Below are 20663 nucleotides of genomic sequence, written 5' to 3'. Positions count from 1 at the left end.
CCTGGGGAGACGATTCTTGATCTCGGGACCGGGACCGGCTGGGTGCTGGAAGAGCTTCAGTCGCGTGGCGCAACAGCAGTTGGCGTCGAGTTGAACCCGCAACTGGCTTGGGAAGCCGCACGGAGTGGACCGGTCGTTATCGGCGAGCTTCCCGACGTCTCCTGGTGTCGGGACGAGGCGCTCGACGGAGTCACCGCAGTTCTCGTCCTCGAACATCTGGCCGACCTCATAACGCTCTTCCGCGAAACCGCCCGGATCACCCGAGGTGGAGGAACGTTCACACTCGTGATCAACCACCCCCAGATCACGGCTCCGGGCTCCGCCCCCGTGGTCGACCCGGTCGACGGAGAGGTCTACTGGCGGTGGGGCAGCTACCTCGAACCGGGCTCGACCGAGGAACCGGCCGGCGACAGTACTGTGACTTTCCACCACCGGACGATGGCCGATTTGCTCAATGCCGCGGCCACCGCCGGGTGGACGCTCGAGAAGATCATCGAACGGGGACTGCCGGACCACCTCGCCGACGGTGACCCTCTCCTGGAACTGCAGAAAGGGCTCCCGCGGCTCCTCGGAGTTCGCTGGCGTCGATCCTGAATACGCCATCGGCTTACACTCGGATCCGATGAAGCGGCCCAATCCTTCCGAGATACCCGACGAACCGGGTGCCTACCTGTTTCGCGATCAGCACGGGCAGGTGATCTACGCCGGCAAAGCGAAGTCGCTGCGCAAGCGGATCGTCGGGCACTTCTCGATGGGAAGCCACCTAGGCAGTTCGATGGTCGACGCCGCCGATTCGGTCGACTGGATCGTCACCGCCAACGAGGTCGAGGCGTTGATGCTCGAATACTCGCTGATCCAGCGCCACCGGCCGCGCTTCAACTACCGCCTCCGCGACGACAAGAGCTACCCGTTCCTGGCGATCTCCGTCTCGGAAGAGTGGCCGCGTCCCCGGGTGATGCGCGGCAAGAAGAAGAAGGGGACCCGCTACTTCGGTCCGTTCGCACATGCCTACGCGGTGCGCGGCACTCTGGACCTGCTCCTCAAGGCGTTTCCTGTGCGTACCTGCACCGACGGCAAGTTCCGCACCCACAAGAACAAGGGCCGGCCCTGTTTGCTCTACGACATCGAGAAGTGTTCGGCACCCTGCGTCGGGCTGGTGAGCAAGGAGGACTACGCGGCGATGGTCGACGGGTTGTCTGCCTTCTTCGGCGGCGACACCGACGGTATCGTCGACGAGCTGGAACGGCAGATGCTGGCTGCTTCGGAGTTGCTCGAATACGAGCAAGCCGCCCGGCTGCGCGATCGGCTCTCCGACGTCCGCAAGGCAATCGAACGTCAGGAAGTCGTCAGCGAACGGCCGGAGGATTTCGACCTTCTGGCATTGGAGGATTCCGAGTTCGAAGCGGCGGTACAAGTGCTGTTCGTACGCCGGGGTCGTCTGGTCGGCCGGCTCGGCACGATCATGGACAAGTCGGAAGACATGGATGCCGGGGGAGTGGTGGCCGGAATGCTCCACGAGTTGTACGGCAATGATGTGCCTCCGCCGGCCGTTCTGGTCCAGCACGAGCCGCCCGACGTCGACGTCTGGCAGGAGCTGCTCACCGAGCAACGGGGAAGCAGGGTCACGATCCGGGTGCCGCAGCGGGGCTCGAAGCGGCGGCTCATGGAGACTGCGGTGACCAACGCCAGCCAGGATTTCGCCCGCCATCGTCTGCGGCGCCAATCCGACCCCAATGCCAGGGCACGAGCCCTTCGTTCGCTTCAAGAAGAACTCGATCTGCCCATGTCGCCGCTCCGGATAGAAGCGTTCGACATATCGACGCTCCAGGGCCGCGACACGGTCGGCTCGATGGTGGTTCTCGAAGACGGCCTGCCGCGTAGGAGCGACTACCGGCGCTTCAAGGTGCGGACGATCCAGGGTCAGGACGACTTCGCGGCCATGGAAGAGGTTCTGCGCCGCCGGTTCAAGGCCTACCTGAAAGAACGCGAGCTGCCGGTCGAGGAACGGGGCCGGTTCTCCTACCCGCCCTCGCTGCTGCTGATCGACGGGGGAGCAGGCCAGCTGGGACGAGCCGTGAAGGTGCTGAAGGAACTCGATCTCGACGTTCCCGTCGCCGGCCTGGCCAAACGGATGGAGGAGGTCTACATGCCGGGCCGCAGCGAGCCGGTCAGGATTCCTCGAGACGAACCGGCGCTCCACCTCCTCCAGCGGGTCCGGGATGAGGCGCACCGCTTCGCCGTCGAGTACCACCGCAAACTGAGAGGCAAGCGCATGGTGGATTCGATCCTCGACGAGGTACCGGGCCTCGGACCCGTCCGCAAGAAGGCTCTCATCCGCCGGTTCGGCTCTTTGAAGGGGATCCGTTCGGCAACCGAAACCGAACTCACCGAGACCGTCCCGGCGCAGGTTGCCGCGGACCTCCACGCGGCTCTGCACGGTTCCGGCAGATAGGTCCGGTCGGGCGACTTAATCTGCGAAACTGGAGCCGTCGCAAGGGAAGGTCGAGCGTGCAGAACAAGCCGGATGTCCTGATCGTCACAGGCATGTCGGGCGCGGGGCGTTCGACGGTCTCCAAAGTGCTCGAAGACATGGGCTACTTCGTCATCGACAATCTGCCCCCGGACCTCATCGCCGAAGTAGTCCGGCAGAGCGACGTCGAAGATACCGATCGAACTCTGGCCGTTGTCGTGGATGTGCGCGGCGGCCTTCTCAGCAGCGAGTTGCGGAGGCCGCTGAGGGACCTCCTCGGCCAGCAGATGCGTGCTTCGGTCCTGTTCCTCGACGCCTCAGACGAGGTGCTGCTGACACGTTACGACGAAAACCGCCGGCCGCATCCCCTCCGGGAAGCGACCTTGGAGGAGTCCATCGCCAGGGAACGGCAACTGCTCGCAGAGATCCGCTCCAACGCCGACTTCGTCATCGACACCAGCGAGTACAACGTCCACCAACTCAGGCAGCGGATCGAAGACGAGTTCAGGGCCAGTCGCCAGGACCGGCCGATGCTGGTGACCGTCCGATCGTTCGGTTTCAAGCACGGACCGCCCAGGGACGTCGACCTCATGTTCGACGTTCGTTTCTTGCCGAATCCTCACTGGCAACCCGAACTGCGCCCGCAGACCGGCAAGGACGTCGCGGTTCGTGACTACGTGCTGGGCAACGACGACACGGTTGCCTTCCTCGCCAAGACCACCGACATGCTGGAGTTCCTCCTGCCTCGTTTCATGGCAGAGGGGAAGTCCTATCTGAGCATCGGCGTCGGCTGCACCGGCGGTCACCACCGCTCGGTAGCCATCGCCGAAGCCCTCGGCGAGTGGTTCACCTCCCGCGGAGTCGAAGTGAGCGTCGTCCATCGGGACATCGACAAATGACCTCGCTGGAGCCTGTAGTCGAGCAGCAACTGCTGGGCCTGGACCGTGATGGGCCCAGGGTGGTAGCGATCGGCGGTGGACACGGCCTCGCCCAGGCGTTGCACGCCATCCAGACCTACGCCGGGAGTATCACCGCCGTGGTGACCGTTGCCGACGATGGAGGATCTTCCGGCCGTCTGATCGACGCTCTCGACTTCCCGCCGCCGGGGGACCTTCGCAGATGCCTGCTGGCGCTGACTCCGCAGCCCACACTGTGGGGTGAGCTCTTCGCCTACCGGTTCGACAGGAGCGACATCGCCGGTCACTCGCTGGGAAACCTGATGCTGGCCGCCCTCACAGACATCCTCGGTGATTTCAATGCGGCCCTGCTGGCCGCCGGTTCGGCGCTCGAAACGCAGGGAGATGTGCTTCCGGCGGCCGATGAGTATCTGCGCCTGCGCGCCACCGTCGGCGGCAAGAAAGTCGAAGGGCAGGTCGCCATATCACGCGCACCCGGTGAGATAGGAGACCTGGAACTGGTTCCCGGCGACGTGGGAGCGAACACGGCCGCTCTGGAGCGGATCCTCGCAGCCGACCAGATCGTTCTGGCTCCCGGATCCCTCTACACGTCACTTCTGTCCACGATGATCGTTCCCGGCCTCACCGAAGCCGTGGACGCTTCAACGGCTCAACTTGCCTACGTCCTCAACATCGTCACTCAGGATGCGGAGACGCTCCACATGTGCGGGGCCGATCACGTGCTGGCCCTGCACGAACGGTCGGGAATGAAGCGAGCCGGTACAATCATCGCGCACAAGGGGACGGCCGCGGTGCCGGCCGGGGTCGAGGCCGTCGTGATCGATGAGGACGAGGCGCTGGCTTTGGGGTGGGACCTCGTCAATGAGGATGTGGTCGACGCACACGCAGCCTGGCCGCAGCACGATCCGATCAAACTTGGAAGGGTGCTCGCCGCATTGGCGAGAGGTGAGTGACGGTATGAGCGAGTTTCTGACGCTGGACGACATAGACGTGGCCGGCCGGCGCGTGCTGATCCGCTCTGACCTGAACGTTCCGATCGATGGCGGCGTGGTCGCCGACGACTTCCGAATCCGCGCCTCGCTCCCCACCATCGCCAGACTTCGCCGGGCCGGGGCGACCGTTGTGGTCGCCAGCCACCTTGGACGTCCCAAGAAGCGCGAGCTCGAGTTCCGCATGGACCCTGTTGCGCGGGCGATGAGCAAACTCGGTCGATTCCCGGTGAGAAAACTCGACGGGGTCGTCGGGCCGGCAGTTGAAGCAGCGGTTGCCGCGTCGGCCGCCGGAGATGTCCTTCTGTTGGAGAACACGCGTTTCGAGCCGGGTGAGACGAGGAACGACCCGGATCTGGCGGACAACCTCGCACGTCTCGCCGACCTCTTCGTACTCGACGCTTTCGGGACGGCTCACCGGGCACACGCCTCGACAGTCGGTGTGACCGAGTTCATACCGTCTGTTGCCGGTCCGCTGTTGCTTGCAGAGGTGGATTCGCTGGGCAAGCTGATGAAGGATCCTCCCCGGCCCTTTACCGTGCTGCTTGGCGGAGCGAAGGTCTCCGACAAGCTGGGCGTCATCCGCAATCTGCTTCCCAAGGTGGACATGATGCTGATCGGCGGCGGAATGTGCTTCACTCTGCTGGCCGCCGAAGGGTACGAGATCGGATCCTCTCTGGTCGAGGAAGAGATGCTCGACCAGGTTCGCGATCTGCTGGACTCGGGGTTCGGCGACCGGATCCTGCTGCCGTCCGATCTGGTGGCCGCCGACCGGTTCGCGGCCGATGCGGACCACGTGATCGTAGGCCGGAACAGCTTCCCGGACGACCGCATGGGACTCGACATAGGCCCCGCCACCGCGGCCGAGTTCGCCCGAGTCATCGCCGGGTCCGGCAGTGTCTTCTGGAACGGACCGATGGGCGTCTTCGAATGGGAAGCTTTCCGCAGCGGCACTGAAACAGTGGCACGGGCACTGGCCGATCACGAAGGTTTCTCGGTTGTGGGCGGCGGCGACTCGGTCGCTGCGCTGCGGATACTCGGCCTCGAGGGCGGTGTTTCGCATCTCTCGACGGGCGGCGGGGCAGGCCTGGAGATGCTCGAAGGTGTGCAACTGCCGGGATTGGAAGCGTTGAAGAGGTGGAAAGATGGCTCGTAAAGATCTAATAGCCGGCAACTGGAAGATGAACAGCAACCATCTGGAGGCGATCCAGATGGTGCAGAAGCTGCACTACCGACTCGACGTGGGCGACTATCAGCGGGTGGACGTCGTGATCGCCCCACCGTTCACTTCGTTGCGCTCGGTGCAGACGGTGATCGAGGCCGATCACATGCAGTTCGGTCTCGGCGCGCAGAACGTGCACTGGGAGGACAAAGGAGCCTTCACGGGTGAGATCTCACCGGCGATGCTCGCCAAGCTCCAGGTCGGATACGTGATCGTCGGTCATTCGGAGCGCCGCCAGATCTTCGGCGAGACCGACGAGATGGTCAACAAGAAGGTCAAGGCCGTGCTCGCCGCCGGGATGGTCCCGATCATGTGCTGTGGTGAGACGCTGGAGCAGCGAGAGGCAGGCGAGACCGCCGATTTCGTTGCCGGGCAGGTTATCGCCGGCCTGGCGGATCTCGACGCCACCCAGGTGGGCGGGCTCGTCATCGCCTATGAGCCGATCTGGGCGATCGGCACGGGTAGGACTGCGAGTGCCGAGGATGCCGCCGACACCATCGGACACATCCGCAAGACCGTGGCGTCCAAGTACGAGAGTGCGGCTGAGGAGACCAGAATCCTTTACGGAGGATCTGTCAACCCCGGCAACATTGCCGGCCTGATGGCCAAACGCGACATAGACGGAGCGCTTGTCGGCGGGGCATCACTCGATCCGGACACTTTCGCGTCGCTGATCAGATACTGGGTGTGAACGGAGATGGCCGCCACTTCGACCCTCGTTCTTCTCCGGCACGGTCAGAGCACCTGGAATCTCGAGAATCGTTTCACCGGGTGGACGGACGTCGGCCTCACGGAGCAGGGTGAAAGGGAGGCTCGCGACGCCGGGCGGTTGATGGCCGAAGCAGGCCTCGAGTTCGATGTCGTCCACACCTCCCTTCAGCTGCGGGCAATCAACACCGCCAACATCGCCCTGGAGGAAATGGGACTTCATTGGATACCCGTCAAGCGGCATTGGCGGTTGAACGAACGCCACTACGGCGCACTGCAAGGCCTGAACAAGAAAGAAACCGCCGAGCGCCACGGCAAGGACCAGGTGTACGAGTGGCGCAGGAGCTACGACGTCCCGCCGCCACCGCTGGACATCACCGATGAGCGGCATCCGGTCCATGATCGACGCTACGCAGGCCTTCCGCCGGATCTGTTACCCGCCACGGAATGCTTGAAGGATGTCGTCGAGAGAATGCTGCCCTACTGGTACGACCAGATCGTGCCCGATCTACGGGACGGCAGGCGAGTGGTCATTGCCGCCCACGGCAACAGCCTCCGGGCGCTGGTCAAACACCTGGACGGTGTCTCCGACGAGGAGATACCGTCCCTCAACATCCCAACCGGCATACCGCTCGTTTATGAGCTCGACGCCGATCTGGCCAGGCTCGCTTCGGGCTACCTGGGGGATCCAGAAGCGGCCGCCCGGGCCGCGGAAGCGGTTGCAAAACAAGCGGGATGATCGCCAAGAACTTGCTTTCGAACGGGTCCGCTCCCATACTGTGTCGGCCGTTGCACCCGCAGGGTGCCGACGAGGAGGATTCCAACAAATGACGGTAGCTGTCGTCGTTATTCACATAATCGCATCGCTGGGGCTCGTCGGGCTCATCCTGTTGCACGCCGGACGCGGTGGCGGCGTTTCCGACATGTTCGGTGGAGGTTTTGCCCCGCAGAGCCTGGGCGGCTCGACCGTCGTCGAGCGGAACCTCGACCGGTTGACCGTCATCGTCGGTGTCGTGTTTGCCGCAACAACGATGCTGCTCGCCTGGTTGCTCGGCTAGCGTCTAGCCCGGAAACAGCCAACCGAACGGGGTCACGGCATGCGCCGGATCATCGCGCTGGTGGCCATCGGGCTCGTCGTCATCGGGATGGGGGTCCTGTGGCTCCTCATCCCTCAACTCACCGGGGACAACGACACGACGACCACCACGTCACCGTCGTCGACTCAGGTCGCGCCGCAGGCAACCTCTTCAACCACCACGACGACCTCGCCGGCCCCGGTTCAAACCGGAGGTTCGGTTTCATTCGGAGTTGTGGGTGAACCGCTTTCACTGAACCCGCTCTTGATAGGCGGCAACGCCCCGCCGGTTGAGACGCTCTCCGAGCTGTGGACGATCGGCTTGATGGGGCTGGATCCGAAGACGCAGGATCCTGTACCGGAGGCAGCGAACGCCGTCCCGTCCCTCACGAACGGCGGACTCCGGGTAAACGACGACGGAACGATGACCGTCCGCTACGACCTGAATCCCGACGCACGCTGGGAGAACGGTGAGGCGATCACAGGTTTCGACGTCGCTTTCACCTACGGCCTGATGTTGGACCCATCCTTGCCGATAAGACCGGACCTCCGGACTTTGCACTCCTTGATACTCCCGGAGTCGATCGAAGCTTCATCTACTTCCATCACTATGACCCTGGAACGTCCGACCATCCGGTTCCTGTCGCTGTTTCCGGTGCTGGTGCCCGCATCGCAGATCGAGGAGACCGACTTCGGTCAGGATTGGAACCAGCAGACGTGGATGAGCGCAGGACCGTTCCGATTCGCTTCCTGGGATGCCGGCAGGGCCGTCCGCTTCGTTCGGAACGACCGATACCCGATTGTCGATGATCTGGGAGACCGGCTGCCGTATCTCGATGAACTGGAGATAGCGTTCTTCTCTGCCGATGATGCACTCTTGGCGGCCTTCGAGTTCCAGACGGTAGATGCCGCGCTGGTTGCTGCCGACCCCGTACTTCTCGACAAATTGGAGTCCTCCCCGTCGATCGAAGTCCAGATCGCCGCAGGACCCGAGTATGAACATATAGGGTTCGAGTACGGGCCCCGCAGATTCGAGGCGAACCCCGGCTCCATGAACGAATCTGTCGCTTTTCGCGAGTTCTTGGCCAGGTCCCTCGATCGGAAGACGATCGTATCGGAGGTCTTCGCCGGCCGGGTGTCTGTGCTCGACACCGTTGTCGGTATGTCGTGGCCGGCGGCATCTGCATCCGGCTGGGCAGAATATTCAGTCGATGAGTCGCTTCAGGACAGGTTGCTGGCAGAGGCAGTCTCCGATCTGGGCCGCGACGAGGCGGTCGTGATCTTCAGTACTACGACCAGCGTGGAGAGAACGCAGATCGCAGGACTCGTGCTCGGGAGGCTGTCAACCGCCGGTGTGTCGGTCGATGTCGACCTACGGGAGGTGGGGGAGTTCTTCCGCGACAAGATCCTCCCCGGTGTTTTTGACGTCGGCGAATGGGCATGGCGTGCCTCACCCGGCCCGGTGGGAGCAGTATCCGACCTCGAGGACCGCTTCCTCGCATTGCCCGAGGATGGTGGATATAACTTCTATCGGTGGGGTGCCGGCGATTCTGTTGCCTCCGCGGCTGCAGACGACCTGAAGGAACGAATCGCCGGTCTGGACGGCATTCTCGATCTGGAGGTGTTGAGGGCAGAGCTCACGGCGATCGACGCCCTCCTGGCAGAAGACATGGTCCTTCTGCCCCTATTCGCAGCGCCCAATGCGGCGGCCGCCTGGTCGACCGCGTTTGAGGGGCTTGACCATGTCGCAGCCTTTCCCGCAACATGGAACGCTGCACTCTGGCACCGAATCGGCGGCTGACCGGCTGAGGGTATACTGCGCCGACCACGTCGGAGTGGCGGAATTGGCAGACGCGCTAGGTTGAGGGCCTAGTGCCCTAAACGGGCGTGGGGGTTCAAGTCCCCCCTCCGACACTGAGAAACCCCCAGGTCAACGGGGGTTTCTTGCTGTCCGGGCCAACCGCCCACAATCCAACGAATCTGCTCTTGGTGGCATTTTGGTGACATTCACCTTGGAGACAGTCCTCCCAATCTCCTGAATGTCGGGTGCAGGACACGCTTCGGAAACCCATAGAACGGCTTTCTGACCAGGGGTTATCGAAAGAATCTTGCCTGAAGGTGTGGGGCCAGGATCGGAAAGCAGAAATGTTGGAACCCCGCAACCGAAGTCGGGGGGTCCAGTTGAGTCGGGGAGTTTCAATTCCTGACCCATCCAGAATCGCACTATCCAACCGGCAGCGGCGTGGCTACGGGAGCACGGTGTCTCGCAGGCACACCCAGCCCGTGTCGATGTACTTGGTCGGCTGCGACACGCCGTCTTGATCCCAGCGGTTTTGATTGAGAGTGCTGCGTTCTAGATAGACGCCGTCAGGGTCAGACCAAGTCCATTTGCCATGCATGTTGTAGACATTCGGTTGGCCGGTTCCTCCGAAGTCAATACTGTTGACGGTTTGCTTCTCGCGATATACGTGCCGGTAGGCGCCATCGTCAGACGCCCATACCGAGACATGACTCAAACCGGCTCTGGTGAAGTCGGGCTTGCCGAAGAAGGTTCTAGTCCATTCGTATGGTCCCTGAGCCTCGACATGATCGACGACGATGCCGCCTTCGCAGATAGGCACCGAATAGGAGACTCCCACAGACGAGTACGTTTCGACCCAGAGCGTCCGATTGCCGTTTCCGTTGTCGTTTGCTCCCCCGGCAGTTGCCGGTGCCGCAAACGCAAAGACCAGAACAGTCGCCAGGAGGGCGATCAGTGGGGTACGTTTCACGATCAGTCGCCTCTTTCAACGAGGCTCCCTTTCCGTTCCACCTACGATTATCGCGCTCGGGCTTGTGACCGACCAGATGCATATGGCCCCGAGTAGCCAACCCGCCGAGCCAGGCTTCGTAGGGCCAATCCCTGGAGCGCCTAGCCTTTCAAAGTCTCAGTCCATGAGCCGACTGGCGTGCCCACGGCGCGGCACTATCGATTGAAAGGTGCAGTCAGGATACGCTTCAAACCGTGCATAGAAGCGGCCAAGATCTTGGCCCACTGTCTCCGCACCGGTTCCAGGCCGACCTCAGAGTTGAACGGGATCGCGAGACCAATGCCAAGCCCCAGAAACACGAGAGAAATCGCCAGGTAGCGAAGAGGCGGTTCAAAGACCACATCGCCGAAAGGCCACAGAGGCACAATCACAGCCTGTTCAGACGCAATCTGATTCAAAGTTGCCGTCAGGACAAAACCACATACGGCCGCTGCCCACAGACCCATGCAAAGAACGAAGAACTTGATCCGAGCGTAGATCCATTCCAGCATCAGAGACACTCACTCCCTCTCGGTTGCGTTCTATTCCGATTGAACACCCGTCAGACAGAGTTGCCTAGCCACTTTCTGGTTGACACACCGGGCCAAATAAGGGCTAAACCGTCACCATCCGTCAAGGACAGCTCGAAATGTTGATCAACTGCCCTCCCAGATAACGCGCTGACCTGGAGTTGTGTAGCCAGCTCGACCTCAAAGCTGCGTCGATTGCAGGTCTCAGACACTCTGTCGTATTCCTTGACCCCGAGGTTGTCTGCCTCCTCGGTTTCCACCAACGACCACCGCAACGTCCCGACGGTGGAAGGCGAACGTCGGGCCGCGAAGGAAAGCGGTCCGCCTGCGACGATGTGAACAGGCCGCGAAGCCCTCAGTCGCCGGCCAAGCTCCCACGTGCCGTGTCGTCGGCTGTACTGCGTGGGAGAAGGATCGTGAACGTCGAACCCTTTCCCGGCCCGGGTGAGTCCGCCTCGATATCGCCGCCGTGCCTGCGGGCAATGGCGCGGGCGATGGTGAGGCCGATTCCGCTTCCCCCCGGACCAGTGGGGTCGCCCCGGTAGAAACGTTCGAAGACCGCTGACTGCTGATCGGCACTCAATCCGCGCCCGGAGTCTGCAACCGCGATCGTCACCCAATCGTCGTTGCCCGTCATCCCGACTGTGATTTGGCCTCCCTCGTCGGTGTAACTGATTGCGTTGCCGATCACATTGGTGAGCACCTGCCCAACTCGATCCCGGTCGGCCGTCACGGGCAGCAGTCCCGGTCCATCGGCCACCATCAACCGGACTCCCTTGGCATTCGCCTGGGTCCTCAGATTCCCCGCGACTTCGCGAGTCAAAGCTCCGACGTCGAACGACTTGAGTTGAAGGGATTGAGCACCCTCCTCGGCGCGTGAGAGTTCGGACAAATCGGATGCGAGACGCTTGAGGCGGCGAACCTCGCGCCCGGACGCGGCAAAAACGTCGTTGCTCGGCTCGAACACGCCGTCGAGGAGGCCTTCGAGATACCCCTCGAGCGTGGTTAGTGGAGTGCGCAGCTCGTGAGCGACTTCGGAAATGAGGCGGACGCGGCGAGCCTCTGTCGTTGCCAGGGTCTCTGCCAAGGCATTTACATCCCGAGCCAGGTCGGCGAGCTCCTGCTCGTGCGGGAGATCGATCCGCTGGTCGTAGGCACCGTCGGCGAGTTTGTGGGCTGCGGACCTCACGGCCTGAAGCGGCCGAAGTATCCGCTGCGTTGCGTAGGCCGTTGTCCCAATGGCGGCAATCCCGGCGACGGCCAGGGAGATTGCCAGGGCGCGGCGGAACGAACTGTCGAACGACGCTTCGAGATCCGCTTGGACGGTCGGTGTGAACTGTCCGGTCGATGAGCTACCGGTCATCATGTCGCCCATGTGACTCGGGTCGGCCATCATCGAGTTCATGGTGCGGAGGGCGTTGGCGAAGAACGTCGGCGCGAGGAGTTCGATGAGAACGATGAGCGTTACGGCACCCAGTGCAATGATGAGTAGCTGCGCTGCCAGTAGGCGTGTCCAGAGTTTGCCGGTGAACCTCTTCATCGGGATTCACCGATGAACTTGTAGCCGACGCCCCGGACGGTTGCGATGAAGCGTGGGTTCAACGTGTCGTCGTCCAGGGTCTTGCGAAGGTTCGAGATGTGGACGTCCACCACTCGATCGACCGCCACGTAGTCCCAGCCCCACACCTCTTCCATGAGTTGCTGCCGGGTGAAGACCCGGCGCGGTGAGAGTGCGAGCGCAGCCAGCAGGTCGAACTCGAGAGCGCTCAGATCGACCTCTCGACCATCGCACCTGACCTCGCGCGATCCGACATCGATCGTGAGTCCGGAAAACTCGAGCAGTTCGGCCGACGATGCTGCCGGAGCGCGGTCGGTACGTCGGAGTACTGCAGTGATTCGTGCAACCAGCTCTCGTGGCGAGAACGGCTTCGTGACGTAATCGTCGGCGCCCACCGAAAGGCCGACCACTCGGTCTACCTCCTCGGCGCGGGCAGTCAGCATGATCACCGGAACACTTGAAGATGCTCGCAGTCGCCGCAACACCTCGAAACCATCGATGCCGGGTAGGCCCACATCGAGAACGACGAAATCGGGCTTTCTCGTGAGCGCGAGCTCGAGGCCCTGCTCGCCGTCGCCGGCTTGCAGGACCTCGAAACCATCTGCGGTCAGATACGTGGAGAGCATCGTTCGGAGGTCCCGCTCGTCGTCCACGATCAAGATTCGTCTTGAAGTCACCATGTGATGGTAGGGGGCGTTGTCGATTCAGACTCACTAGGGCAGTTGTTCGCGTTTGGGCTATCGGTCGCCCCACATTCCGCCTCCCATCGGGTGCCTTGATCCGGCCGGCCCGCCGGCGAAGTCCTCGGGGAGTTCGCCGCCGTTCCACATGTAGTCGTGCATCTGGTTCATCGAGTCGTACGATCCGTCGCCGGTGGCGCCGTTCCACATGTAGTCGTGCATCTCGTTCATCCAGTCGTACGATCCCTCGTCAAGCGATTCGTCTCCAACGTTCGGTGCCGGCGGATCGGCAGACAGCGGACCGGTGAAGGCCCAGGCCATTGTCGGTATCGCTAGAACGACGACAGTCGCAGCTGCGATGATGAGTTCCCTCTTGTTGTTCATTTCTCAGTTCCTCTCTAGTTCTGTCCGGGTAGCCCGGTAGGTCTCGGCATCGATTTCTCCGCGGGCCAGACGCTCTTCGAGGATCTCGAGTGCGCCGGCGCGGTTGGATCGACCGGGGCGATTGGTGGCGACCAGTGTCCAGATGATCGCTGCGATCAGGATCAGCCAGATCAGACTGCTCCACCACATTCCGTAACCCCACATCACCGTTGTTCTCCTTGCTTTGATGTCATGACCCAAAGTGTTGCCGATGGACATTCAGCAACTTCCGGGCCAAACATCAAGATTCGTTAAAGGCTGCGCTGCCGCGAGTAGGGGGTATCCGGACCGCACCCGGGGCTAGCATCTCGGCGGAATGTGGAAGGGCCGCCGACTGCGAGCGTTTCGTTTGCCGATCCTTTTGGTTGTTGTCGTTCTGAGCGCCTGCTCGGGGTCTGGCGCTGCGGACGGAGGCGGGAACCAGCCTTCGGATCCGGCCTTGATCGCTGCCGGGAGCGAACTGTATGCCGAAGCGTGTGCCTCCTGTCATGGTGCCGGCCTTCGCGGGACGGAACGCGGTCCTTCTCACTTGTCCGAGGTGTACGAACCCGGCCACCACGGCGATGCGGCATTCTTGTTGGCGGTGCGCCGCGGGGTAACCCCGCACCATTGGTCATTCGGGCCGATGCCGCCTATCGACGATCTCTCAGACTCAGAGGTGGAGGCCATTGTCGCTTTCGTGCGCGATGTGCAACGCCGGGAGGGGTTCGAGCCGTATCCGCCATAGCCGAGCAGTTCACATACCCTGTTCGGATGCGAACCGGATTGATGGCCGTTCTTGTCGGCATCTTTGTTGCGACGGCTGGATGGCGTCGGATCGTGCCACACCGCGTTGCTCGACGGCTATGTGATCGAAGGTCACGTGCCGGCCGGGGCCATTCTGCAGTTCCTCGATGAACGCCCCGATGCGATCGGGATTGCTCTGCCGGGCATGCCGGCCGACTCCCCAGGCATGGGCGGCGATGCCGAAACCTGGGAGGCGCAACCGGTGGTGTTGATCGAGAACGACGGAGCTCTCGTCCCGTTCGACTTCTGATCTGTCGGCCCGGGTCGCCGCTCGACAGCGCGGTTCGGGAAGGTGGATCCGTTCACTGGGATGGGGATAGCGCGCGTATCCGGGCTACCCGGCTGCCGGGAACTCGCCGGACGGAGTGCCACGAGGGATTAGGGTCCGAATCGATCCTCCGACACCGCGAGAAGACAACTCTCCAGTGAGGTCCATCTCTTGGATGGTTACGGTTGATGCCTGTACACCGCGACGGGTCGCTTCCGCACCGTCGGTGAACAGCGGATACGCTCATGACGTATTCCTCGGTGCCCCTAGATGTAGACTGATTAGTCAACGACTTGGTATACTCGATTCATGAGCACCACCATCAGAGTCAGCGAGAACACCAGAGATCGGTTTGCCAGACTGGCCGATTCCACCGGGCGTCCGATGACGCAGCTACTGGATGAGGCAGCCGATGCGCTAGAACGGCGCCTGTTCTTCGACCAGATGAAGGTTGGATTCGACGATCTTCGAGCAGATCCAGTGGCGTGGGCCGAGATCGAGCATGAGCGTGGCCTTGAAGATGGCGCGGCCAGCGATCGCTCGTGATCACCCCACGGCGAGGCGAGATCTGGCTGGTTGACTTCGGCGAGCCGGTTGGACGAGAACAGTCGGGCCGCCGTCCCGCCGTGGTGGTTTCGGCGGATGCGCTCAATGACAGTCCGGCGGGGGTGGTCATGGTCGTTCCTTGTACGACATCTCATCGGAATCTTCCGTCACACATAGAGATTGACCCAGAAGATTCCGGATTGGAGGCGTTGAGCTATGCGAAATGCGAGGACCTCAAGTCCGTTTCCGAACGGCGGATGATCGCTCGTCTCGGGCAGGTCGGTCCTTCTACGATCTTCGAGGTTGGTCGAGTCCTTCGGTTTCTGCTCGAACTCTGACGGGCGTTCGAAGTTCCTCGGATGCCATGCGATCCTCGGGGTCAATCACGCGACGCGGCGACCAACCACGTCTCCCAAGGATCGCGTGTACTAGAGGCTGCAGACGCCCCTCCGACACTCAGAAACCCCGGGTCAACGGCCTGGGGTTTCCAAGTCGGTCTGTTCCGTCGGGTCGGGTAATCAGGGGGGCTCCTACCGAACTTCTACCGTCATCCGTCAAAGACAGCTCGGAAGGTCGATGGACTGCCCTCCCAGATAACGCGCTGACCTGGGGTTGTGTAGTCAGCTCGACCTAAAGCCGCGTCAATCGCAGGTTTCAAACACTTTGCCGTGATCCTTGACCCTGAGGTTGTCTGCCTCCTCGGGTTCCACCAACGACCTCCGAAACGTCCCGACGGTTGAAGGCGAACGTCGGGACGCGAAGGAAAGCGGTCCGCCTGCGACGATCTGAACAGGGCCGCCGACTGCGAGCATTTCGTTTGCCGATCCTATTGGTTGTTGTCGTTCTGAGCGCCTGCTCGGGGTCTGGCGCTGCGGACGGAGGCGGGAACCAGCCTTCGGATCCGGCCTTGATCGCTGCCGGGAGCGAACTGCATGCCGAAGCGTGTGCGGACCGGTCCATGGTTGTCGGCGCGCCGCCGTCTGGTGGGCTGACGTCACCGGGGCGGAGTCCCTGCCAGACCTGGATGCTGACACCCGGCTTCCCCCTCTCGATCTTCGTCGGAACTTCTCGAGCCGCCCGATCGTCTAATCCGCGAATTGGGCGAAACGAAAAAGAAAGGATGGCGGAAGTGAAGACCATGAGCCGCGCTCAGATCAGATGGATGGGCGTCGCGGTGATGGTGGTGGCGGTTTCGTCGATTGCATACGCGGCGACCGCCGACGGAGACGATTCCACAGGCGGAACGACCCAACAACAGGTCGGCCAGCCCATCCCGGTTGAACCGGACGGCGGAGCTGGCGATACCCCGATCCCGGTTGAACCGGACGGCGGAGCGGGCGATACCCCGATCACCCTTGAGCCGGATAACGGCGTTGTCGATAACCCGGGCGACAACTCGCTGGCCGCCGGTTCGGGCTGTACGCCGGCAACCGATGACTCCCTGGTGGACGGCGAGTGGTTCGGGTACGTCGATCAGGCGACCACCGGCGGGATCGACTTTGATCTTGCCTGCTGGTTCAACGGACAGGCTGCCGCGCTGGCGGCCGCTGAGGACGGCAAGGAGTCCCCGCCCCCCAACGACTACTACGTTCGTAACGGCAACCCCGGGCTGCGGTTCCTCGCCGTTGCCGAAGGTGCTGCTGTGACCTGGCTACCCAACCCGGGTGATCCCTCAACCGAGGAGACGGTCCCTTATTCAGATTGGCTGGCGGAACGAGCATCCCGCGATTTCCAGCCCGGCGTGTGGCTCACTGTGGATGACGGCGTCATCGTTCTCATCCGCGAGCAATACGTCCCCTAGCCACAACCGGGAATGGAGCTTCGCCGGCCGGGTTCCGGCGGAGCTCCGCCTCCGGCGACGGGTCGGGCGGAACCTGCGCGAGGGGACAGCCGAAACCCGGGCCGACCCAGTGTCATCGCGACGGATGCCGCCCGTTAGCCGGGCCGGTTCTCCGGCGCGGTTACAGGTCCGTACCCGGGCAACGGTTGATCAAAGGGCCGAAGGCCTCTGGCGATTGGGGCGGGGATGCTGTTTTGGTGAACCATGCGGATCTTGCTCGAGGCAACTCTCGTTGTGTTTATCGGCGTCGTTTCCTCCGGTTGCGCTCCGTCTTCAGACGATGGCGCCGCCGCCGGTTCTGGAGCAATGGTGGATGAGGGGTCATGGTATGCGCGAAACGCCTGGCCTCATGACGGGAACCCGATCGAGAGCACGAACTTCGTTGTTTACAGCGATGCCGCCAGTCTGGAAGCTCGCCGTGAGGTAGCGACCGTTGCCGAGGACGTGTGGGCAGAACTGCTCGACGAACTGTCAATCGAACCCGGCCTGCTTCGGTATCCCGAGGGACGGAACAAGATCGATATCTATGCGTACCACGACTACGACCCTCAGGATTGGGGCGGTCGGGCGTACTTCGGCGGTCTGCTCGTGTGGTCCCCGGATCACGATCAAAGACAGACCGGCAACAACTCTCTGGCGCCGGTAGTGAAGCATGAGCTGGTTCATGTCATCCAGTGGATGATCACGGGCGGCGAAAGCAGGCCCGTCGATACGTGGTTCATCGAGGGGCTGCCGTTGGTGCTGGCCGGCGACACCACGCCCATCAGAGGACTCGACCAATTGGCCCGGCTGACCGCGAAGTACGGAACCACCAGCCCGATATCGATCGAGAGTTACTCCCAGATCACCAGCGCAGAGGCCGGCGAGCATTTCCACTACCCGATGTTCCATGTTGCGGTCGAGTACCTGATGGACGAAGACGGAAAGGGCAAGTCTCCAGAGGACATGACCGGCATACTGATCGATGTCGCCCAGGGTGCGACTTTCGAGGCGGCTTTCGAAAGCAAAGTGGGCCTTAGCTTGGACGACTTCGAGAACGAGTTCTTCAGTCTCATGGACGCATATCTGCCCCGGTACCGCAACCCGTTGTTCGCCCCTGTTTCATTCGCGCTTGTTTCGGTGCTCGTGACCGCCTTCGTGATCGGGGCAATCGCCGTTGGCAGCCATCGGTGGCGGCTGGCGACCGCCGCTGAGGACATCTCCGGCTCCGGGCCGGGCCGGGTGGCTCGGATCGGTTTCTACAGTGAGATCACACTTGCGGGTGCCGCGGTCATAGCGTTCTTCCTCGGCGTGTTGTTCGCCCTCGGTACCGACGACGTCCTCTACAACGCCGCCTTTGCTCGCATCCGGCTGATGGCATACTCGGTCCTGGTCGGCTACTTGCTGGGGGCGACCGCTCTTCTCCTCTGGGCCGTCAACCGGTGGATGAACCGATCGCGATCTGCCTACCTCGTGGCACCTCTGATCATCATCACCACCGGCGCCGCGATCCTCGTCTTCATGTTCGGCAGCGCCATCATCTAGCCGGGAGAGCCGATGTGCCCTGTTCCGAGCGTGACCGGGAGGGTCGAGAACCTCAGGCCCTATCCGGCCGACCCTTCACCACCCGGCCTCCTGCCGAGTGAGTTCCGGCCTAGATTTGGTGATGTCTGAGGAGCACGCCGCCGGGCGATATCGAAGGGTTTCATCATGAGCCGCCGGAAGTGGTTGAAGTGGGGCTCGGTGTTCCTGCTCGGGGGGCTGAGCTTCATCCAGTTGATCCCTTACGGAAGGGCGCACACCAACCCGCCGGTGACCGCCGAGCCCCTCTGGGATACGGCGGCGACTCGAGATCTGACGGTCGGCGCCTGCTTCGACTGTCACAGCAACGAGACAGAGTGGCCCTGGTACACCAACATCGCTCCCTTTTCCTGGATGGTCGAGCGCGACGTCGACGAAGGACGCCGCAAGCTCAACTTCTCGGAATGGGGAAGAGGCGAACACGAAACGGATGACATCGTCGAATCGGTGGAGGAGGGCGAGATGCCACCGGTCTACTACGGATGGGTCCACTCGTCGGCGCGTCTCACGGAGGCTGAACGCCGGCAGTTCGTCGGTGGGCTTCGAGCGACCTTTGGCGGCGGATGATCTGGGTGGCCGTCTATAACCAGTCGCTGCGGCGAAAGAGGCCGTAGAGCGTGGCGGCCACCAGCACCATCAAACCGACGACGGTAGGAAACCCCCAGTTGGCGTCAACGCCCGGCATCCGCTGAAAGTTCATGCCGAACACGCCGGCGATCAACGTCGGAACTACCGCAACGGCCACCCAGGCGGAGATCTTTCTCATGTCTTCGTTCTGGCGGACGCTCACTTGAGTGAGGTTCGCTTCGAGCACGCTGGTGAGAAGATCCCGATATGCCGACACCTGATCCGACAGACGCAGGACGTGGTCGTAGATGTCACGGAAGTACTCGCGCATTTCGCCCGGGATCACATCGAAGAAACCACGGCCGAGCCGATTGAGCGGATCGATGAGCGATGCGACCGCCTGTTGGAACTCGAGAACCTCTCGCTTCAGGAAGTAGATCCGTTCTGCGGGATTGCTCCACTCGGTCGAGAACACCTCTTTCTCGACCTCCTGTATGTCTTTGCCCAGTCCGTCGACAACCGGGACGTAGTCGTCCACGACCCGGTCCATCACCCGGTGAAGGACTGCGCACGGTCCGAGGCTCAAGAGGTCCGGGTCACGCTCGAGACTATGCCGCGCTTCGGTCAATCCGCTGGCTTCGCCGTGCCGAACGACGACCGCGAAGTTGTCTCCGATGAAGAGGAGAATCTCGCCGAACTCGATTTCCTCTTCAATGTCCACATACCTGGCGGTTTTGAGTACGACGAAGATGGTGTTGTCGTACACCTCGAGTTTCGGCCGCTGATGCGCCTTCATGGCGTCCTCGACGGCGAGCTCGTGAAGATCGAACTCGTCGCGTACGGAGGCGAACTCCTCTGCCGTGGGCTCGTAGAGACCGATCCAGACAAACGATTCGGGATCCGAGGCCGCTTGCCGTGCACCCTTGGTCGGTCTGTCGCCCGGCCTTCTCAACCCCTTGTCGTAGACGGCGCAGTCGATGATCATGGATTCATTGTGGCAGCAATCAACAACGGTCGGCTACCGCCAGACACGCTCGGATGGGTCGGGTAGGCGCCGGGGTTTCAACGGCTTCGATGGCCGGAAGGCCCGCTTGTTGCGAGCTGCTGCTGGATTTCAGCAGTGGCTGCCTGGAGTTGGCGGATTAGATCGAGAGCTTCGCTGTCGGTCTTGTAGTCGTGCAGAGCAAGTTCGGCTGAAATCTGATCGGCCCGGCGGGCCGCGATCAGCAGCACGGCCCCCTGGAGAGCGGCGATACAGGACAGAACCAGGTTGAGAAGAATGAACGGATAAGGGTCGAATCCGGTATTGCGGTTGTACCCCATCCAGACCGCCAGGAACACCAGCGCGACGAACACGAATGCCCACGAGCCCATGCCGTTGCGAAGCCGGTCTGCGGCGCGCTCTCCCGGAGTCAACTGGTCGTCGCTCCGCACGCCGGGATGCAAACGCCACATCCGGTTGGCCAGATAGAGCGCCAAGTTCCGTCTCATGCACGACTCCTTTCGAAGTTCCGCTATGTGAGCGTCCTTTCGGTCCGATCCTAGAAGGCGGAAGGGCTCCCTTTCCGGCCCGTCACGGATCCACCGTGAGCCTGGTGTGCGGTCTCCTCGACCGCCCCTGATCCGCCGTGCAGAACCGGACTCTTCGACTGCCGCGCGGTCCCCGGAGCGGGGCCCTCCGGCGACGGCGGATCCGAAGACGTCTCGTGCAATTGGCCTCCACCCCCCGGCCATC

23 protein-coding genes, 1 tRNA gene and 1 pseudogene are annotated in these 20663 nt (G+C 62.4%); 17 read left to right on the top strand and 8 right to left on the bottom strand.

Going from position 1 to position 20663, the window contains the following annotated elements:
• From VLT15_04430 to VLT15_04385, 10 genes are all read left to right on the top strand, one after another.
• A partial coding sequence (locus VLT15_04430) for a class I SAM-dependent methyltransferase (protein HSR44462.1) occupies window positions 1–594 on the top strand: 594 nt, incomplete at its 5' end.
• Between the two features lie 28 nt (window positions 595–622).
• A complete protein-coding gene (gene uvrC / locus VLT15_04425) occupies window positions 623–2452 on the top strand; it encodes an excinuclease ABC subunit UvrC (protein ID HSR44461.1) in 1830 nt (609 codons plus the stop codon).
• Window positions 2453–2508: 56 nt separating this feature from the next.
• Window positions 2509–3369 (top strand): RNase adapter RapZ, encoded by an 861-nt coding sequence (gene rapZ, locus VLT15_04420; protein ID HSR44460.1) that lies wholly within the window; start codon window positions 2509–2511, stop codon window positions 3367–3369.
• On the top strand, window positions 3366–4340 hold the full coding sequence (gene yvcK, locus VLT15_04415) for a uridine diphosphate-N-acetylglucosamine-binding protein YvcK (GenBank protein HSR44459.1): 975 nt from the start codon (window positions 3366–3368) through the stop codon (window positions 4338–4340). The genes rapZ and yvcK overlap by 4 nt, the downstream gene beginning before the upstream one ends.
• 4 nt (window positions 4341–4344) lie before the next feature.
• The gene (locus tag VLT15_04410; GenBank protein ID HSR44458.1) at window positions 4345–5532 is read left to right on the top strand and encodes a phosphoglycerate kinase; all 1188 of its coding nucleotides are present in this window, start codon (window positions 4345–4347) and stop codon (window positions 5530–5532) included.
• Entirely contained in the window at window positions 5522–6289 is a 768-nt protein-coding gene (tpiA, locus tag VLT15_04405) for a triose-phosphate isomerase (GenBank protein HSR44457.1), read from the top strand. The genes VLT15_04410 and tpiA overlap by 11 nt, the downstream gene beginning before the upstream one ends.
• A gap of 6 nt (window positions 6290–6295) precedes the next feature.
• Window positions 6296–7045, top strand: coding sequence for a phosphoglyceromutase (locus VLT15_04400; protein HSR44456.1), 750 nt, complete (start codon window positions 6296–6298; stop codon window positions 7043–7045).
• Window positions 7046–7133: 88 nt separating this feature from the next.
• Window positions 7134–7364 (top strand): preprotein translocase subunit SecG, encoded by a 231-nt coding sequence (secG, locus tag VLT15_04395; protein ID HSR44455.1) that lies wholly within the window; start codon window positions 7134–7136, stop codon window positions 7362–7364.
• A 39-nt stretch (window positions 7365–7403) separates the two neighbouring features.
• Window positions 7404–9182, top strand: coding sequence for an ABC transporter substrate-binding protein (locus VLT15_04390; protein ID HSR44454.1), 1779 nt, complete (start codon window positions 7404–7406; stop codon window positions 9180–9182).
• A gap of 28 nt (window positions 9183–9210) precedes the next feature.
• Window positions 9211–9295: transfer RNA gene (locus VLT15_04385), tRNA-Leu, on the top strand.
• Window positions 9296–9627: 332 nt separating this feature from the next.
• Here the strand turns inward: VLT15_04385 and VLT15_04380 are convergent.
• The 6 genes from VLT15_04380 to VLT15_04355 all read right to left on the bottom strand — a co-directional run bounded on the left by VLT15_04380 (window position 9628) and on the right by VLT15_04355 (window position 13580).
• Window positions 9628–10152, bottom strand: a complete 525-nt coding sequence (locus VLT15_04380) for a hypothetical protein (protein HSR44453.1) — start codon at window positions 10150–10152, stop codon at window positions 9628–9630.
• A gap of 194 nt (window positions 10153–10346) precedes the next feature.
• Window positions 10347–10682, bottom strand: coding sequence for a hypothetical protein (locus tag VLT15_04375; GenBank protein ID HSR44452.1), 336 nt, complete (start codon window positions 10680–10682; stop codon window positions 10347–10349).
• 373 nt (window positions 10683–11055) lie between these two features.
• Window positions 11056–12240: a HAMP domain-containing sensor histidine kinase gene (locus tag VLT15_04370; GenBank protein ID HSR44451.1), complete on the bottom strand. Its 1185-nt coding sequence runs from the start codon at window positions 12238–12240 to the stop codon at window positions 11056–11058.
• Complete coding sequence (locus tag VLT15_04365) at window positions 12237–12938, bottom strand: response regulator transcription factor (GenBank protein HSR44450.1); 702 nt, start codon at window positions 12936–12938, stop codon at window positions 12237–12239. Before VLT15_04365 ends, VLT15_04370 begins: the two co-directional genes overlap by 4 nt.
• A 57-nt stretch (window positions 12939–12995) precedes the next feature.
• Complete coding sequence (locus VLT15_04360; protein ID HSR44449.1) at window positions 12996–13322, bottom strand: hypothetical protein; 327 nt, start codon at window positions 13320–13322, stop codon at window positions 12996–12998.
• Between the two features lie 3 nt (window positions 13323–13325).
• Window positions 13326–13580, bottom strand: coding sequence for a hypothetical protein (locus VLT15_04355; GenBank protein HSR44448.1), 255 nt, complete (start codon window positions 13578–13580; stop codon window positions 13326–13328).
• A gap of 97 nt (window positions 13581–13677) precedes the next feature.
• Between VLT15_04355 and VLT15_04350 the strand changes: the two genes are divergently transcribed.
• The 7 genes and pseudogenes from VLT15_04350 (at window position 13678) to VLT15_04320 (ending at window position 18928) form a co-directional block, all read left to right on the top strand.
• A complete protein-coding gene (locus tag VLT15_04350) occupies window positions 13678–14088 on the top strand; it encodes a cytochrome c (GenBank protein ID HSR44447.1) in 411 nt (136 codons plus the stop codon).
• A gap of 60 nt (window positions 14089–14148) precedes the next feature.
• Window positions 14149–14397 (top strand): annotated as a pseudogene (locus tag VLT15_04345) (DUF411 domain-containing protein).
• Window positions 14398–14724: 327 nt separating this feature from the next.
• Window positions 14725–14961, top strand: a complete 237-nt coding sequence (locus VLT15_04340; protein HSR44446.1) for a hypothetical protein — start codon at window positions 14725–14727, stop codon at window positions 14959–14961.
• Window positions 14958–15299 (top strand): type II toxin-antitoxin system PemK/MazF family toxin, encoded by a 342-nt coding sequence (locus VLT15_04335; GenBank protein HSR44445.1) that lies wholly within the window; start codon window positions 14958–14960, stop codon window positions 15297–15299. The genes VLT15_04340 and VLT15_04335 overlap by 4 nt, the downstream gene beginning before the upstream one ends.
• A gap of 791 nt (window positions 15300–16090) precedes the next feature.
• Window positions 16091–16762, top strand: a complete 672-nt coding sequence (locus tag VLT15_04330; protein ID HSR44444.1) for a hypothetical protein — start codon at window positions 16091–16093, stop codon at window positions 16760–16762.
• Window positions 16763–17110: 348 nt separating this feature from the next.
• Window positions 17111–18325 (top strand): hypothetical protein, encoded by a 1215-nt coding sequence (locus tag VLT15_04325; protein ID HSR44443.1) that lies wholly within the window; start codon window positions 17111–17113, stop codon window positions 18323–18325.
• Window positions 18326–18490: 165 nt separating this feature from the next.
• Entirely contained in the window at window positions 18491–18928 is a 438-nt protein-coding gene (locus VLT15_04320; GenBank protein HSR44442.1) for a heme-binding domain-containing protein, read from the top strand.
• Between the two features lie 13 nt (window positions 18929–18941).
• Here the strand turns inward: VLT15_04320 and corA are convergent, their stop codons facing one another.
• Together corA and VLT15_04310 are read right to left on the bottom strand one after the other, a co-directional pair.
• Window positions 18942–19913: a magnesium/cobalt transporter CorA gene (gene corA, locus VLT15_04315; protein ID HSR44441.1), complete on the bottom strand. Its 972-nt coding sequence runs from the start codon at window positions 19911–19913 to the stop codon at window positions 18942–18944.
• 77 nt (window positions 19914–19990) lie between these two features.
• Complete coding sequence (locus VLT15_04310; GenBank protein ID HSR44440.1) at window positions 19991–20419, bottom strand: DUF1003 domain-containing protein; 429 nt, start codon at window positions 20417–20419, stop codon at window positions 19991–19993.
• Between the last annotated feature and the right edge of the window lie 244 nt (window positions 20420–20663).

It is taken from the genome of Acidimicrobiia bacterium (assembly GCA_035471805.1).
Taxonomy (GTDB): Bacteria; Actinomycetota; Acidimicrobiia; order Spongiisociales; family JAHEDJ01; genus JAHEDJ01.
This window is presented reverse-complemented; position numbering and strand designations above follow the sequence as displayed.

Bases quoted from the DNA above. Each gene is read 5' to 3' on its own strand.
- uvrC (HSR44461.1), top strand. From the start codon at position 623: ATGAAGCGGCCCAATCCTTCCGAGATACCCGACGAACCGGGTGCCTAC.
- yvcK (HSR44459.1), top strand. From the start codon at position 3,366: ATGACCTCGCTGGAGCCTGTAGTCGAGCAGCAACTGCTGGGCCTGGAC.
- VLT15_04410 (HSR44458.1), top strand. From the start codon at position 4,345: ATGAGCGAGTTTCTGACGCTGGACGACATAGACGTGGCCGGCCGGCGC.
- tpiA (HSR44457.1), top strand. From the start codon at position 5,522: ATGGCTCGTAAAGATCTAATAGCCGGCAACTGGAAGATGAACAGCAAC.
- VLT15_04400 (HSR44456.1), top strand. From the start codon at position 6,296: ATGGCCGCCACTTCGACCCTCGTTCTTCTCCGGCACGGTCAGAGCACC.
- secG (HSR44455.1), top strand. From the start codon at position 7,134: ATGACGGTAGCTGTCGTCGTTATTCACATAATCGCATCGCTGGGGCTC.
- VLT15_04390 (HSR44454.1), top strand. From the start codon at position 7,404: ATGCGCCGGATCATCGCGCTGGTGGCCATCGGGCTCGTCGTCATCGGG.
- VLT15_04375 (HSR44452.1), bottom strand. From the start codon at position 10,682: ATGCTGGAATGGATCTACGCTCGGATCAAGTTCTTCGTTCTTTGCATG.
- VLT15_04370 (HSR44451.1), bottom strand. From the start codon at position 12,240: ATGAAGAGGTTCACCGGCAAACTCTGGACACGCCTACTGGCAGCGCAG.
- VLT15_04365 (HSR44450.1), bottom strand. From the start codon at position 12,938: ATGGTGACTTCAAGACGAATCTTGATCGTGGACGACGAGCGGGACCTC.
- VLT15_04360 (HSR44449.1), bottom strand. From the start codon at position 13,322: ATGAACAACAAGAGGGAACTCATCATCGCAGCTGCGACTGTCGTCGTT.
- VLT15_04355 (HSR44448.1), bottom strand. From the start codon at position 13,580: ATGTCCATCGGCAACACTTTGGGTCATGACATCAAAGCAAGGAGAACA.
- VLT15_04350 (HSR44447.1), top strand. From the start codon at position 13,678: ATGTGGAAGGGCCGCCGACTGCGAGCGTTTCGTTTGCCGATCCTTTTG.
- VLT15_04340 (HSR44446.1), top strand. From the start codon at position 14,725: ATGAGCACCACCATCAGAGTCAGCGAGAACACCAGAGATCGGTTTGCC.
- VLT15_04320 (HSR44442.1), top strand. From the start codon at position 18,491: ATGAGCCGCCGGAAGTGGTTGAAGTGGGGCTCGGTGTTCCTGCTCGGG.
- corA (HSR44441.1), bottom strand. From the start codon at position 19,913: ATGATCATCGACTGCGCCGTCTACGACAAGGGGTTGAGAAGGCCGGGC.
- VLT15_04310 (HSR44440.1), bottom strand. From the start codon at position 20,419: ATGAGACGGAACTTGGCGCTCTATCTGGCCAACCGGATGTGGCGTTTG.